This is a genomic window from Xanthomonas sp. WHRI 8393 (assembly GCF_040203315.1).
Taxonomy (GTDB): Bacteria; Pseudomonadota; Gammaproteobacteria; order Xanthomonadales; family Xanthomonadaceae; genus Xanthomonas; species Xanthomonas arboricola.
The window spans coordinates 12,401-26,202 of record NZ_JBEGGL010000001.1 but is presented as its reverse complement, the minus strand read 5'-3'; the positions used below and the strand labels follow the sequence as shown (position 1 = coordinate 26,202).

General features: G+C 69.0%; 9 protein-coding genes and 1 pseudogene. 4 read left to right on the top strand and 6 right to left on the bottom strand.

The genetic code is table 11. The features are described from left to right. Positions 1–173 precede the first annotated feature (173 nt). From ABQ137_RS00105 to ABQ137_RS00085, 5 genes are all read right to left on the bottom strand, one after another. Positions 174–2,375 carry an FUSC family protein gene (locus ABQ137_RS00105; protein WP_349780900.1) on the bottom strand — a complete coding sequence of 734 codons (2,202 nt, stop codon included), beginning with the start codon at positions 2,373–2,375 and terminating at the stop codon, positions 174–176. Next, positions 2,372–3,832, bottom strand: coding sequence for an efflux transporter outer membrane subunit (locus ABQ137_RS00100; RefSeq protein ID WP_126966931.1), 1,461 nt, complete (start codon positions 3,830–3,832; stop codon positions 2,372–2,374). The genes ABQ137_RS00105 and ABQ137_RS00100 overlap by 4 nt, the downstream gene beginning before the upstream one ends. Further along, the gene (locus ABQ137_RS00095) at positions 3,829–4,749 is read right to left on the bottom strand and encodes an efflux RND transporter periplasmic adaptor subunit (protein WP_046345151.1); all 921 of its coding nucleotides are present in this window, start codon (positions 4,747–4,749) and stop codon (positions 3,829–3,831) included. Before ABQ137_RS00095 ends, ABQ137_RS00100 begins: the two co-directional genes overlap by 4 nt. Then, entirely contained in the window at positions 4,746–4,964 is a 219-nt protein-coding gene (locus ABQ137_RS00090; RefSeq protein WP_024939640.1) for a DUF1656 domain-containing protein, read from the bottom strand. Before ABQ137_RS00090 ends, ABQ137_RS00095 begins: the two co-directional genes overlap by 4 nt. A gap of 102 nt (positions 4,965–5,066) precedes the next feature. Next, positions 5,067–5,522 (bottom strand): MarR family winged helix-turn-helix transcriptional regulator, encoded by a 456-nt coding sequence (locus tag ABQ137_RS00085; RefSeq protein WP_166772967.1) that lies wholly within the window; start codon positions 5,520–5,522, stop codon positions 5,067–5,069. Positions 5,523–5,653: 131 nt separating this feature from the next. On the opposite strand from ABQ137_RS00085, the gene folE reads away from it, so the two are divergent. From folE to ABQ137_RS00065, 4 genes and pseudogenes are all read left to right on the top strand, one after another. Next, positions 5,654–6,256: a GTP cyclohydrolase I FolE gene (gene folE / locus ABQ137_RS00080; RefSeq protein ID WP_016902173.1), complete on the top strand. Its 603-nt coding sequence runs from the start codon at positions 5,654–5,656 to the stop codon at positions 6,254–6,256. 19 nt (positions 6,257–6,275) lie between these two features. Further along, complete coding sequence (locus ABQ137_RS00075) at positions 6,276–7,745, top strand: DUF3375 domain-containing protein (protein ID WP_016902174.1); 1,470 nt, start codon at positions 6,276–6,278, stop codon at positions 7,743–7,745. Next, positions 7,732–8,433 carry a DUF4194 domain-containing protein gene (locus ABQ137_RS00070; protein ID WP_039518266.1) on the top strand — a complete coding sequence of 234 codons (702 nt, stop codon included), beginning with the start codon at positions 7,732–7,734 and terminating at the stop codon, positions 8,431–8,433. The genes ABQ137_RS00075 and ABQ137_RS00070 overlap by 14 nt, the downstream gene beginning before the upstream one ends. Before the next feature lie 388 nt (positions 8,434–8,821). Beyond that, positions 8,822–12,335 (top strand): annotated as a pseudogene (locus ABQ137_RS00065) (ATP-binding protein); the annotation flags it as partial. A 659-nt stretch (positions 12,336–12,994) separates the two neighbouring features. Here ABQ137_RS00065 and ABQ137_RS00060 read toward each other — a convergent pair. Further along, on the bottom strand, positions 12,995–13,774 hold the full coding sequence (locus ABQ137_RS00060) for a sulfite exporter TauE/SafE family protein (protein ID WP_184380536.1): 780 nt from the start codon (positions 13,772–13,774) through the stop codon (positions 12,995–12,997). Positions 13,775–13,802 lie beyond the last annotated feature (28 nt).

Here is a 13,802-nt window from a genome sequence, read left to right as displayed (position 1 = left end):
TGACTGGCACGCCGACCGTGGTGAGCGCGTCGCCACGCGCCGCAAGGTGAAGCATCGATCCTGCGGTCGTGGAGTGGTACACGACCCCTCACCCCAACCCGCACCGCGCCCCGGCCCGCGCCAGCAGCGGGGGCGCTCCAAGGCACGCGCGCCAGTGGCGCGCAGGCAGTGCCTTATCGCCCCGCAGGGAGAGGGGCCAAGGGCGGACGAGTATCGGCGTTTGCCTGGGTATGCGGCGCCGTCTGCGCAAACACGCTGTAATGCAAGCCGATCAACCCCAGCAGCGCTTCATCGCGATGCGCACCCGCCGGCACCTTGCCGACGCGCGCCAGCGAGGCATCCAGACGCGCACGCAAGGCATCCGGCGCAGGCAGCGGGCGCTTGTGCGCGATCTGTTGCCGGTAGTGCGCGGCAACATCGGCCAGGATCGCGTTCACCGCCTCAACGCTCGGCTGCGGCAAACCATGCCGCGCGCTGCGCAGTTGCAGGATGTTCAAGCCCACGCGCACTTCGTTGAGCATATCCACCGAGGCCAGCTCGCTGCCTTCCGGGGTCAATGCCAGCCGGGGCGCGAGCAGGCCAAGCAGGTCCAGCATGCGGGCGGCAAAGTGCTGCCGGTCCTGCACGCCGCGGCCCTCGGCGGCATCGGCCAGCGTGCGCCAGCCCTGGCGCACCAGCCGGCGCGCGCTCCATTCCGCACCCACCGAGCGAAACAAGCGCGTCAGCACCACGGCAAATCCAATCCCCAGCACCATCGCCACCGCCGCGTTGACGAAGCTCTGGATATTGGCGTTGTAGGTGTTCTGCAGGCTCAGCAGCGCGGTGAGGTTCACCACCAGCGGCAGCGCGATCAGCATGGTCTTGGGGCGATGCAGCAACGCGCCGATCGGCAGGAACACCGCCGCCAGCACCAACACCAGCATCGGGAAATCGTGGATGGCCGGGAAGATGCCGAACAGATAGATGCCGGCGACCACGCTGGCCACCACCGCCCAGGTCAGGAACGACAGCATGCTCGGCGCCGGGTCGTCCTGCGCGGCGAAGAATGCGGCCGTCACCGCCGCCATCATCGCGCCGTTGCCGCCGCCTTCCCAGCCGATGCCGATCCACAGCACGCAGTACGCCATCAACGCAAAGCCCGCGCTCAGGGCGGAAAACGCGGCCATGCCGAAATCAATATGGCGGGTGGTGCTGGCCGCTGCCGGCGCGTCGGTTGTGTCGCGCGGTGACCAGGTCAGGCGCTGCAGCAACGAGGGTTGCGTGTGCGAACGCATAGCAGGTTCGCCGTGTGCCGCGTCAGCCCGTTCGGATGATTCCGCCGTTGCAGCTTGTCTCGCCGCCGCCGGCATCGCGCGCAGCACCGGCGTCGCCGTGCCGTGCACCACCGCCTGCTGCAGCGCGCGGCAGTCCTGCCACAGGTCGAGCAGCTCTTCCAGCCGCAGCAGCAGGCTGGCCAGCAACAGATGCTCGATGTCCTGATCCACCACCGGGCGCAGTGCGGCGATGCGTGCGCGCAAGGCGCCGACGTCTGCATCGCTGGGTGCGTCCTCGCCCTGGTCCACCCAGGCTGCGACGTCCTCCAGCAGCGCGGCGGTGGCGAGCGGCAACGCAGACCCATCGCGCTGTAACGCATCCAGCCGATCGGCCATCGACGACAGCACCGGCAGCAGCATCAGCATGCGTGCGCGCAGCTGCTCCAGCGTGGGGACGGCACCGGCATGGCGTGGGTCGTCGTGGCGCACGAAAGCGATCAAGGCCTCGAACTGCACCAGGTCCGCCGCCAGCCGATTGCGCGGTGCCTGCGACGGGCCGCGCTGCAGCACCTGCCGGCACCATTGCGCGGCGTCCTGCATCCAGTTGCCGATGCGCGCGGTGAGCATCGGCTTGACCGAGGCGGGGAAGACCAGCGCGGCGAACAGCACCGCCATCACCGTGCCCAGGATGATCTCCTCGCTGCGCGCCACCACGGTGTCGAAGATGCCCTCCGGCGCGGTCACCGCCGGGAAGCCGATGAAGGCGGTGGTGTAGCCGGCCAGCAAAAATGCATAACCGCGCGGGCCGCGATTGAGCAGCGCCAGGAACAGGCAGGCCGACAGCCACAACGCCATCGCCGCGCTGAGCAGCAGCGGCGTTTCCACCAGGTTCGGCAGCATCACCAGGGTGGCCGCGCCGGCCAGCAAGGTGCCGAGCACGCGATACACGCCTTTGGCGCGGGTAGGGCCGAGCAGCGGCTGGGAGACGATGTAGACCGTGGCCATCGCCCAGTACGGCCGCGACAGGTTGCCGGCCAGCCCCACGTACAACGCCGCGATCGAGGCGGCGAAGGTCTTGGCCGAAAACAGCCAGGCCTGGCGATCGCGCAGCAGCGCACTCATCGCGCGGCAGTCGGGTCGGTGCGGCCGGCGGCCGCTTCCCAGCCGCCGCCCAGCGCCAGGAACAGCTGCAGTTGATCCTGCGAGACCTGCGCCTGCGCATTGGCCAGCGTCATGTCGGCGGTGGCCAGCGTGCGCTCGGCGTCCAGGCTGGACAGATACGGCGTGCGCCCGCCCTGGTACAAGCGCCGGTTCTGCGCCGACGCCAGGTCGGCCTGTTGCTGCGCCTGTTCCAGCAGATGCAGGCGGTCCAGATCCTGCGCGTAACGCGACAAGGCGGTCTGCACCTCGCGCAGCGCCTGCAGCACGGTGTTGTCGAACTGCGCCAGCGCTGCGTCCGCGCCGGCTTCGGTGGCGCGCACGCGCGCACGCGCACCGCCGGATGGCAGCGTCCACGAGATCAGCGGGCCGAACGACCAGGCATGCGTGGCCGGCTCGCCGAAGTCGGCCAGCAGGCCGGTGGCACCGATCGAGCCGCCCAGACGGATATCCGGATACAGCTCGGCGGTGGCCACGCCGATGCGCGCGGTGGCTGCCGCCAGCCGGCGTTCGGCCTGGCGCACATCCGGGCGACGCGCCAGCAGCGCGCGGCCGTCGCCGATCGGAATCGGCCGCTGCAGGGCCGGCGCGTGCGCGCAGCTGTCCACACCGGCCGGCACCTCGCCGGGGGTCTTGCCGAGCAGCGCGGCCAGTTGGTAACCGGCGGCCTGGCGGCGCGCGCGCAGCGGCGGCAGCGCCGCTTCCAGCATTGCCACCTGCGCGGTGGCGCGGGCCAGATCGGGCGGGGTGCCGCGGCCGGCAGCGATCAGGCGCTGGGTGATGTCGCGGCTGCGCTGCTGCAACTGCAGCGAATGCTCGGCCACGTGCAGCTCGTGGTTGGCGTGGCAGATCTCCACGTAGCTGCCGGCCACCTGCGCGGCCACGTTGACGCGCGCCAGGTCGATCGCGGCCTGGGCGACCTGCGTGTCGGCCTGCGCGGCCTCGGCGCCGCGTTGCAGCTTGCCGAACAGATCGAACTGATACGACACCCCGAACTTGCCGTCGGCCAGGTTGAACACCGGCAGCTTTTCCTGCTGCAGGAAGGCCTCGGCCGAGACCTGCGCGCGGCTGACGCCGGCCTCCACCTCGTAATCGAAACCGCCCGCGTCCAGCGCCTGTTCGTACACCGCCGCGGCGCGGCGCAGGTTGGCACCGGCTACCTTCAACTCGACGTTGTCGCGCAAGGCCTGTTCGATCAGGCCATCCAGCATCGGGTCCTGGTACAGCGCCCACCAGCGTGCCGGCAGCGGCGCGCCGGCCTGCACCTGGTCGTTGCCGGTGTCGCCAAACGCGGCATTGGCGGCCGGCCGCTGGTAGGCCGACTCCGCCGGCACCGCGTAGTTCGGGCCGACCGTGGTGCAGGCGCTCAATGCGGCCAGCAGCGTGGCCAGTCCCAGGGGACGCAATCCGGTGCGGTTCATGGCGCGGCCTTGGCCGGCACGCGGGCAGGCGCGGTGGCGGCGTCGCGCGCGGCGTCCGGCAGGATGGTCACGGTGGCGGTGCGCCCGGCGATCAGCTGCACATGCGCTGGCACCCGATCCAGCACGATGCGCACCGGGATGCGCTGCGCCAGCCGCACCCAGTCGAACGCCGGCGTGACGTTGGGCAAGGCGCCGGCACTGCCGCTGCGGTAACGGTCCTCGATACCGGCGGCGATGCTCTGCACATGCCCGTGCAAGGTGGCCGGCTCGCCCATCAGGTGCACGTCCACGCGCTGGCCGGCATGCACGCCCTGCAGGCGGGTCTCTTCGAAATAGCCATCGACGCGGAACGAGCCGGTATCCAGCACCGCCACCACCGGGCGCCCGGCGCTGACGTAATCGCCCACGCGCACGGTGCGGTCGCTGACATGGCCGTCGGCCGGGCTGCGCACCTGCGTGCGGTCCAGGTTGAGCTGGGCCAGGTCCACCGCCGATTGCGCGGTGGCCACCGCCGCCTGCGCCTTCTGCACATTGGAGCGGCGTACCTCGGCATCTTCGGCAGCCACCAGGTCCTGCAGGCTGCGGTCGCGCGCGATCTCGCGGCGCAACTGGCTCAAGGTGGCCTGGCGCTCGGCCAGCGCGGCGCGCGCCTGTTCCAGCGCGATCGCATAGCGTGCGCGGTCCACCACGAACAGCAACTGCCCGCGCCGCACCGCCTGGTTGTCGGCCACCGCCACTTCCTCCACCAGCCCGGACACATCCGGCGCCACCTGCACCACATCGGCGCCCACGTGCGCATCGCGCGTCCACGGCGCTTCCATGTAATAACGCCACAGGTGCTGCAGCACCACGGCTGCCACCACCACCATTGCCAGGGTCAACAGCGCCGGCCCCGCGTTCTTGATCAGCTTTTTCACGATTGCATCCAACGGGTAAGGGAAAACAGGCCGCCCAGCAGCGCGATGTACAGCGCCAGGTTGAACAGCGCCGGGTGCCAGATATGCCGGTACGCACCGGCCCGGGTCAGCAGCGCGCCGATGGCGCTGTTGAGCAGGTAGGCCAGCGTCATCAACGCCAGCAAGGTGGGAACGAACACACCGTAGAGACTGAACTCGCCGTACATCGGGCACATCCTGGGCAATGGGGAACAACCACGTCCGGCGCCGTGCGCAATGCGCACCGGGCCATCCGGAACGTCACAACCGGCGTCGCAGCGCGACGCCCGACAGCGGGCTCAGTCGGACTGACTCAACCGCGCGTGCGCCTGCGCGATCTGCTCCCACAAGGTCAGCACCACCTGCACCTGCGACTCGCTGAGCGCGCCGAACACCTCCGCGCGCAGCGCATCCAGGCGGATCTCGATGCGCCCGACCAGCGCCTGGCCTGCGTCGGTGAGCCACAGCTGGTTGGCGCGGCGGTCGCTGCTGTCGGCCTCGCGGCGCACCAGCGCCTGCGCGCACAGCTTGTCCAGCAGCCGCACCAGGGAGGGGCCTTCCATGCCCAGTTGCTGGGCCAGCGCCACCTGGCGGATGCCGCCGCCGGAGCGGCCAATCATCAACAACGGCCCGGTGCAGGCGCTGGATAGCCCGAATTCGGCAAATGCCTGGTCGGCCAGCCGCTGCCACTGGCGGGCGGCGACCAGCAGGCCGGAGCTGAGCTGGGCGCGGGGAGAGAGAACGCTGTTCGTCATAATAGATAGGATGCTATCAATTCAACAATGAATCAATAGTCACTGAACCCCGGCAAGCCGGCGCAACCGTCACTGGGGCCGCCGGCCCGTCCTCGGGTACCATGCTCGCCCCCTTTGGGTGCACCCTGCGCATGAGCCAGTCCGACCAGCCCGATTCCCCCGTCACCCAGGCCCAGGCCGAAGATGCCGTGCGCACCCTGCTGCGCTGGGCCGGCGAAGACCCGGCCCGCGAAGGCCTGCTGGATACCCCGCGCCGGGTCGCCGAAGCCTATGGCGACTGGTTCAGCGGGTACCGCGAGGAACCGCGCGAGTACCTGGAACGCACCTTCGAGGAAGTGGCCGGCTACGACGAGCTGATCGTGCTGCGCGACATCTCCTACGAAAGCCACTGCGAGCACCACATGGCGCCGATCATCGGCAAGGTGCACGTGGGCTATCTGCCGCGCGGCAAGGTGGTCGGCATCAGCAAGCTGGCGCGCGTGGTGGAAAGCTATGCGCGGCGCTTCCAGGTGCAGGAAAAGATGACCGCGCAGATCGCCCAGTGCATCCAGGACGTGCTGCAGCCGCGCGGCGTCGGCGTGGTGGTGGAAGGCTCGCACGAGTGCATGACCACCCGCGGCATCCACAAGCGCGGCGTCAGCATGGTGACCTCCAAGATGCTGGGCAGCTTCCGCGAGGACGCGCGCACCCGCGCCGAGTTCCTGCAGTTCATCGAAGTGGGCGGCAAGCGTTGAGGCAGCCGTTGCCGTCGCCATGAAGCACCAGGCACGTATCGCCGGCTATCGCCAATTGCGCGAGCAGCCGGTGTGGAAACTGCTGGCCGCCGACCACGCGCCGGAGCTGATCGGCCTGCTGCAGACGGTGTTGCTGGACGGCGAACGCCGCCTGCCCTCGGCCGTGCTGCACGAGCGCCTGCAGCGCCAGCTCGACGCGCTGCGCGCCGACGAGCTCTCGCGCGAGTTGCCACGCACCGCGCAGGCCTATCTGGCGCATTGGCTGGCGCAGGGCTGGCTGGAACGCCGCCTGCCCGAGGGCGCGGCCGAAGAAGAGTACGAGCTGTCGCGCGCGGCCACCCAGGCCATCCGCTTCATCGTCGGCCTGCGCGAGAGCAGCAGCAGCGCCACCGAAAGCCGCCTGTCGCTGGTGATCCAGCAGCTGGTGCAGCTGGCGGGCCAGACCGAAGCCGACCCGGAGCTGCGCCTGGCCGCCCTGCGCGAAGAACGCGCGCGCATCGATGCCGAGATCGAACGCGTGGCCTCCGGCCGCGTGGCTGCGCTGGACGGCAAGCGCGCGCTGGAGCGCGCCCGCGACCTGATCCATCTCTCCGACGAACTGGCCGAAGATTTCCATCGCGTGCGCGACGATTTCGAACAGCTCAACCGCCAGTTCCGCGAGCGCATCATCGACGACGAAGGCGCGCGCGGCGATGTGCTGGAGCAGCTGTTCAACGGCGTGGACGTGATCGCCGACAGCGAGGCCGGGCGCACCTTCGAGGCGTTCTGGAGCCTGCTCAACGACACCCAGCAAAGCAGCCAGCTCGATCAGGCGCTGGATGCGCTGCTGGCACGCGGCTTCGCGCGCAAGCTGGACCGGCGCGAACGCGCCTTCCTGCGCGGGTTGACCGGCACGCTGCTGGAGCGTGGCGGCGAGGTGCACACGGTGATGCAGCACTTCGCCCGCAGCCTGCGCGGTTTCGTGCAGAGCCGCGGCTATCTGGAGCAGCGCCGGCTCAATCAATTGCTCAAGCAGGCGCAGGGCGAAGCCTTGCAGCTGCGCGACAGCCTGCACGCCACCACCGCCACCGGCTACACCCAGGCGTTGAGCGCTGCCCGCCTGCGTTCGCTGTCGCAATGGCGCCTGCACGACCCGCGCCTGACCCAGGTCGATGGCCGCGTGCAGGCTGCCGACGCGGCAGACATCTCGCTCGACAGCGTGGGCGATCTGGTCGCGCAATCGGAGATCGACGTGCGCAGCCTGCGCCGCGACCTGCACGAGCTGCTCGGCCAGCGCCCGCGCCTGACCATCGGCGATGCGCTGCAGCAGCGCCCGGCCGCGCAGGGCCTGGGCAGCGTGATCGGTTACCTGTCGCTGGGCACGCGCCACGGCGTGGTGATCGACGGACAGATGGAAACGGTGCAATGGGAAGGCGGCGACGGCGCCCTGCGGCGCGCACGCATTCCGCTGGTGTGGTTCACCCGGGAGAAACGCAATGAACTGGACTGAGGACACCCGCCTGGACGCGGACGAGGACAGCGGCGCGTCGGCCGATGCCGGCCGCACGCCGCTGACGGAGACATCGCCTGCACAGCCGCGCGGCGAACTGTTCCTGGGCGACACCGGCACGCTGCCGTTCGACGCGCGGCGCGCGCTGTGCCAGCTGCTGGCCGGCCCCAGCATCGATGCGCAACGCCACGGTGCGTTGTGGCCTGCGCTGCTGCGCAACGAGGCGGCGATCCGCCAGGTGTTGTGCGAGCTGTTCCTGGAGCTGGTGCTGGACCGCGAGGGCGGGGTGGCCTTCACCCGTCAGGCCGACACCGCCGAGCTGGAATCGCCGACCCTGCTGCGCAGTGCGCCGCTGACCTTTATCGAGTCGGTGCTGCTGCTGTTCCTGCGCCAGCAACTGGCCGAAGCCGATACGCGCGGCGAGCGTGCGGTGGTGGACGAGGCGCAGTTGGTGGAAGCCTTGTCGGTCTACGAGAAGAACGTGTCCACCGACCGCGCCGGATTCGCGCGACGGGTGCTGACGGCGATCGGCAAGATGCGCGAGAACCAGTTGCTGTCGCGGCTGCGCGGCAGCGAGGAGCGCTACGAGGTCTCGCCGGTGCTGAAGTTGCTGTTCTCGGCCGAAGACGTGCAGGCCCTGGTGGTGGCGTATCGCGGCTTGCGCGAGGGAGACGTTGCGCTCGACTAAGTGCCTTCCCCCATTGGGAGAAGGTGCCCGAAGCGCGGATGAGCGGACGGCCGATCGCGATGCCCGATGTATGACGCCCGGGATGCGTGGAGTTTGTGTAGTCGTGCGTTGTGCGACGGATATCGGCTCTCACGCCCGATCAAACGCGATCACTTTTTCCACGGGCTGCAGCAAGGCATCCAGCTTCCTTATCGGCTGCCCCCGCCGCCCCACGTCAACGCAGACCACCGCACCCGTAGGAGCGGCCCCGGCCGCGAAGGGGCCGTACCGAATCACTCCCAGACCACAGCACCGCCACCAGCCCAGCAGCACGCAACACCCCGCTACAAACAGTCCTGATGTACGTCGTCTTCAGCGTTACCCGTCATCCCGTTTTGGTGAGTGAGCCATGAATTCCCAGTCCAACCTGTCGCCGGCGCAGCCGGGCGCGTCCCTGTTTACTGATTCGCTTGCCGAGCAGCGCGCGCAGCAGTTCCGCATGCGGCGCTTGCAGGTGCACAACTGGGGCACGTTCAACGGCTTGACCGAGGTGCCGATCGCCGAGAAGGGCTTCCTGTTTGTCGGGCGCTCCGGGTCGGGCAAGTCGACCCTGCTGGATGCGATGTCGGCGTTGCTGACCCCGCCCAGCATCGTCGACTTCAACGCCGCCGCACGCGAGGCCGAGCGCAGCGGGCGCGATCGCAGCCTGGTGTCGTATGTGCGCGGTGCCTGGGCCGATCAGCAGGACAGCGCCTCGGGCGAGATCGCCACCCAATACCTGCGCAAGGGCGCCACCTGGTCGGCGCTGGTACTGGAATACCGCAACGCGCACGGCGAGACGGTCAGCCTGATTCGCCTGTTCTGGATCGCCGGCAGCGGCAATGCCGCAGCCGATGTGCGCCGCCATTACATGGTCGCGCCGCGCAGCTTCGATGTGGCCAGCGAGCTGGATGGCTTCGATCTGGATCTGCGCAGGCTCAAGGCGCGTCTTGGCGAGGAGGTCGCGCATTTCGACGGTTTCGCCGGCTACGCAGAGCGCTTTCGGCATGCGCTGGGCATCGGCAACGAGATGGCGTTGCGGTTGCTGCACAAGACCCAGTCGGCCAAGAACCTGGGCGATCTCAATGTGTTCCTGCGCGGCTTCATGCTGGACGAGCCGCGCACGTTCGAGGCGGCCGACCGGCTGGTGGAAGACTTCGCCGAACTCGACGGCGCACACCATGCGGTGGTCACCGCACGCCGGCAGGTGGAAACGCTCAGCCCGGCACGCGAGCACCATGCGGCGCTGATGGCCTTGCGCCACAGCGTCGGCGAGTTGCGCGAGCTGCAGCTGGGCGTGGACAGCTACCGCGAACAGCAGCGTCTGGCCTTGCTGGAGACGCGCCTGCACGAACTCGACAGCCAGGACCGCGGGCTGGCCGGCGAAGAAGGCCAGCGGCGTGAGTCGCTGGACAATCACGAACAGAAGCTCGCCGGGCTGGAACGCGAACAACGCGCCGCCGGTGGCGAGCAGATCGAGGAACTCGAACGCGAGCGCGCCCGGGTCGAGCGCGAGCGTGACGAGCGCCTGCGGCGGCGCGTGCAGATCGAACAGGCCTGCCGCCAGCTCGGCACCGCCCTGGCCGCAGGCGCCAGCGGCTTTGCCGAGCAGATCGCGTACGCGCAGACCGTGCTCGAGAACGGCAAGCACGACGCCAGCGCGCTGGACGAGGCGATCGCCGAGCGCATGGGTGTGCGCCGCGACGATGAGCGGCGCTTTGCCGAGATCCGCGCCGAACTGGATGCGTTGAAGCGTGCCCCGTCCAGCATGCCGGCACCGATGCAGGCCTTGCGCGCGCGCCTGTGCGAGGACACCGGCATTGCCGAAGCGGCGCTGCCGTTCGTCGGCGAACTGGTGCAGGTGCGCGAGGATCAATCTGCCTGGCGCGGCGCGATCGAGCGCGTGCTGAGCGGTTTTGCGCAGTCGCTGCTGGTGGACGACCGCCATTACGCGCAGGTCAGCGAATGGGTCAACCGCACCCAGCTCGGCACGCGGCTGGTGTATTTCCGGGTACGGCGCAACGATGCGCTGCATGCGCGCACGCCGGATGCGCGTGCATTGCCGGGCAAGCTGCAGCTGCGCGAGCATGCCTTCACCGAGTGGCTGCGCAACGAGTTGATGCGTCGCTTCGACTACGAATGCGTCGACAACGCCGCCGCGCTGCGCAATGCCGACCGTGCCATCACCCGCGAAGGGCAGGTCAAGCATCCCGGCGACCGTTACGAAAAGGACGACCGCCATGCGGTCAACGACCGCAAGCGCTGGTTGCTGGGTCACGACAACCGCGACAAGCTCAAGGTGTTCGAGCGCGAAGCGCAGACGCTTGCCCAGCGCATCGCCGGTTGCGATGCCGACGTGGCCGCGCTGCGCAAGCAACGCGAACAGGACCAGGAACGGCAGCTGGCCGCGCACACGCTGGTGGAGCGCGACTGGGACGAGATCGATGTCGGCCCCAAGCTGCAGCGCCTGAGCGATATCGACGAACAGCTGCAGCAGCTGCGCGAAGGCAACAGCGGCCTGCGCGCGCTCGGCCAGGCGATCGAGACCGCACGTACCTTGCGCGACCAGGCCAAGCGCACTTACGAGGACGTGCGGCTGGAGCGCGCGCAGCTGGCACGCGAGCGGGTCCGGCTGGAACAGCAGCACGCTGCCTGTGCCAGCCGTGCCGGCACCGCCGCGCTCACGCCCACCCAGCTGCAGGGCCTGCGCGAGCGCCTGGCGGCGTTGGCACCGCTGTCGCTGGACAATCTGGAGGCGCATTTCCGCGTGGTCGAGCGTGGCCTGGCCGAGCAACTGGCCGAGAGCCAGGGCCGCGACAGCCGGCTCAGCGCGCAGCTGCTCGATTGCTTCCGCAAGTACTGCCAGCAATGGCCGGAAGACAGCGGCGATTTCACCGTGAGCCTGGCCAGTGCCGACGATTTTCTCGCGCGCCTGGATCGCCTGGAGAGCGATGGCCTGCCGCGCCACGAGCACCGCTTCTTCGATTTGCTGCAGACCCAGAGCAAGAACAACTTGCTGGCCCTGCAGCGCCACACCGCCGAGGCCCACAAGGGCATCAAGCAGCGCATGGACGAGGTCAACGCCAGTCTGGAGCAGGTGCCGTTCAATCGCGGCACGCTGCTGACCATCGAGGTCAGCGACCGTCGCCTGGGCGAGGTGCAGGAATTCCAGCAACAGCTGCGCGCGGTGTTGTCGCATCAACAGACCGAAGACCGCGCACTGGCCGAAGCGCAGTTTTCCACCCTGCGCGCGTTGGTGGCACGCCTGGGCGCGCAGGAACCGGACGCACGCCGCTGGCGCGAGCAGGTGCTGGACGTGCGCCAGCATGTGGAATTCATCGGCGTGGAGCTGGATGCGCAGACCCGCGCGCAGGTGGAGATCTACCGCAGCGGCGCCGGCAAATCCGGCGGTCAGCGCCAGAAGCTGGCAACCACCTGCCTGGCCGCCGCACTGCGCTACCAGCTCGGTGGCGAAGACGGCGAACTGCCGCGCTACTGCGCGGTGGTGCTGGACGAAGCCTTCGACAAGGCCGACAACGAATTCACCGCGCTGGCGATGAACATCTTCGAGAACTTCGGTTTCCAGATGGTGGTGGCCACGCCGCTGAAATCGGTGATGACGCTGGAGCCGTTCATCGGCGGTGCCTGCTTTGTGGAAATCAGCGGCCGGCACAACTCCGGCGTGCTGCTGATCGAATACGACGAGCAGGCGCAGCGACTCCAGTTGCCCGAGCGCTCGCGCGGGGACGAGGCCGCTGCTGCGGTGACGGAACAGGCGGTGAGTGCTGCGCAGGACGAGGATGCGGCGCGTTCGACGCAGGGTGAAACGTGGATGGACAGCACCGCTGCCGTCTCTGGCGCTGAGGGCGCGGCACTTCACGACGTCCCTGCACAGGACGACGTGGCGGCCAAGGCGGGCAGGCGCGCCAGCAAGGTCGCGCCGGCATCGACGCCGGCCGTTCAAGCCGCGCCGAAGCCATCAAAAACAGCCGCTGCCAGCGCACGTGCGGGATCAGGCACGTCGGCAGCGGCGAAGACCGCAGCGGGCAAGGCCGTGTCCGGCAAACCTGCATCAGCCAAGCGTGCATCGCCTGCAGCGGGCACAGCGCGCAAGCCGGCAACGCCGACCAAACCGGCCAAAACGCTAGCGAACACCGGGACGGCACCCAGGCGCGCGACCGCGTCCGTCAAACCGACTCCCCAGCCGAACAAGGCCGCGACAACAGCGGCAGCGCCGAAAAAGCCCGCTGCCAAGTCGACGGTAGCGACCAGGCGCGCCACCACATCGCTGGGTGGCGCAACCAAGGCAACCAGGGCAGCTGCGGCGCGTAGCGCGGCCAGGCCCGCGCCAGCCAAGCCCGTGGCCAAGGCGCGTCCTGCGCCCACGCGCGGATCTGCAGGCAAGCCGCGCGGAAAACGCTGAGCGCGCCACCTGGATGCCTGCGTCACCGCGCTGCGGTCGCAGGCGTCGCAGGTCGGGGACAGCAGACCACCACTCTCCCGGCGCACCGTGCACCGTGTCGGCGACGCTGAGTATGGAGTTCTAAGCGCCGTGCAGCAGATCCCAGCCCATCTTGCCGATCAGCACGATGACCAGCACCAGGAACAACGTGCGAATCAGCGGCGTGCCGCCGCGTAGCGCCATCCGCGTGCCGGCGACCGCACCGGCCACGTTGGCCACCGCCATCGGGATGCCGATCGCCAGCATCACCTGGCCGCTGGGCAGGAAGAACGACAGCGCCGCCAGGTTGGTGGCCAGGTTCACCACCTTGGCCGCGGCCGAGGCGCGCAGAAAGTCCAACCCGAAGAAGCGGATGAACAGGAAGATCAGGAAACTGCCGGTACCGGGCCCGAAGAACCCGTCGTAGAACCCGATCGCCGCGCCCATCGCCAAGGCAGTGATCAGTTCGCGCCGGCCGATCTGGCGTGGGCGATGCAGCGCACCGAAGTCCTTCTTGATCAGCGTGTAGACCAGCATCGCGATCAGCAGCACCAGGATCAGCGGCCGCACTGCCTGCTTGGGCATCAGGCTGACCGCGGTCGCGCCCAGAAACGAAAACGTAAACGCCGCCACCGTCGCGTACAGCACCGGCCGCCACGGAAAGCGCACAGTGCGCGCATAGCGCCATGCCGAGGCACCGGTGCCGAACATCGCGCTGAACTTGTTGGTGCCCAGAATCAGCGACGGCGCCTGCTGCGGCAGGGTCGCAAACAATCCCGGCAACTGGATCAGGCCACCGCCGCCGACCGCCGCATCCACCAGCCCGGCGATAAACGCGATGCACAGCAGCCACGGCAATTCGGTGGGAATCAGTTCCAGCAAGGCGGTGCTCCGCACGACGGGGCGACAG

What these genes read in the sequence shown, in the direction of transcription:
- ABQ137_RS00100 (WP_126966931.1), bottom strand. Translation starts at nt 3,832, where the DNA reads ATGAACCGCACCGGATTGCGTCCCCTGGGACTGGCCACGCTGCTGGCC.
- ABQ137_RS00070 (WP_039518266.1), top strand. Translation starts at nt 7,732, where the DNA reads ATGAACTGGACTGAGGACACCCGCCTGGACGCGGACGAGGACAGCGGC.
- folE (WP_016902173.1), top strand. Translation starts at nt 5,654, where the DNA reads ATGAGCCAGTCCGACCAGCCCGATTCCCCCGTCACCCAGGCCCAGGCC.
- ABQ137_RS00090 (WP_024939640.1), bottom strand. Translation starts at nt 4,964, where the DNA reads ATGTGCCCGATGTACGGCGAGTTCAGTCTCTACGGTGTGTTCGTTCCC.
- ABQ137_RS00085 (WP_166772967.1), bottom strand. Translation starts at nt 5,522, where the DNA reads ATGACGAACAGCGTTCTCTCTCCCCGCGCCCAGCTCAGCTCCGGCCTG.
- ABQ137_RS00105 (WP_349780900.1), bottom strand. Translation starts at nt 2,375, where the DNA reads ATGAGTGCGCTGCTGCGCGATCGCCAGGCCTGGCTGTTTTCGGCCAAG.
- ABQ137_RS00075 (WP_016902174.1), top strand. Translation starts at nt 6,276, where the DNA reads ATGAAGCACCAGGCACGTATCGCCGGCTATCGCCAATTGCGCGAGCAG.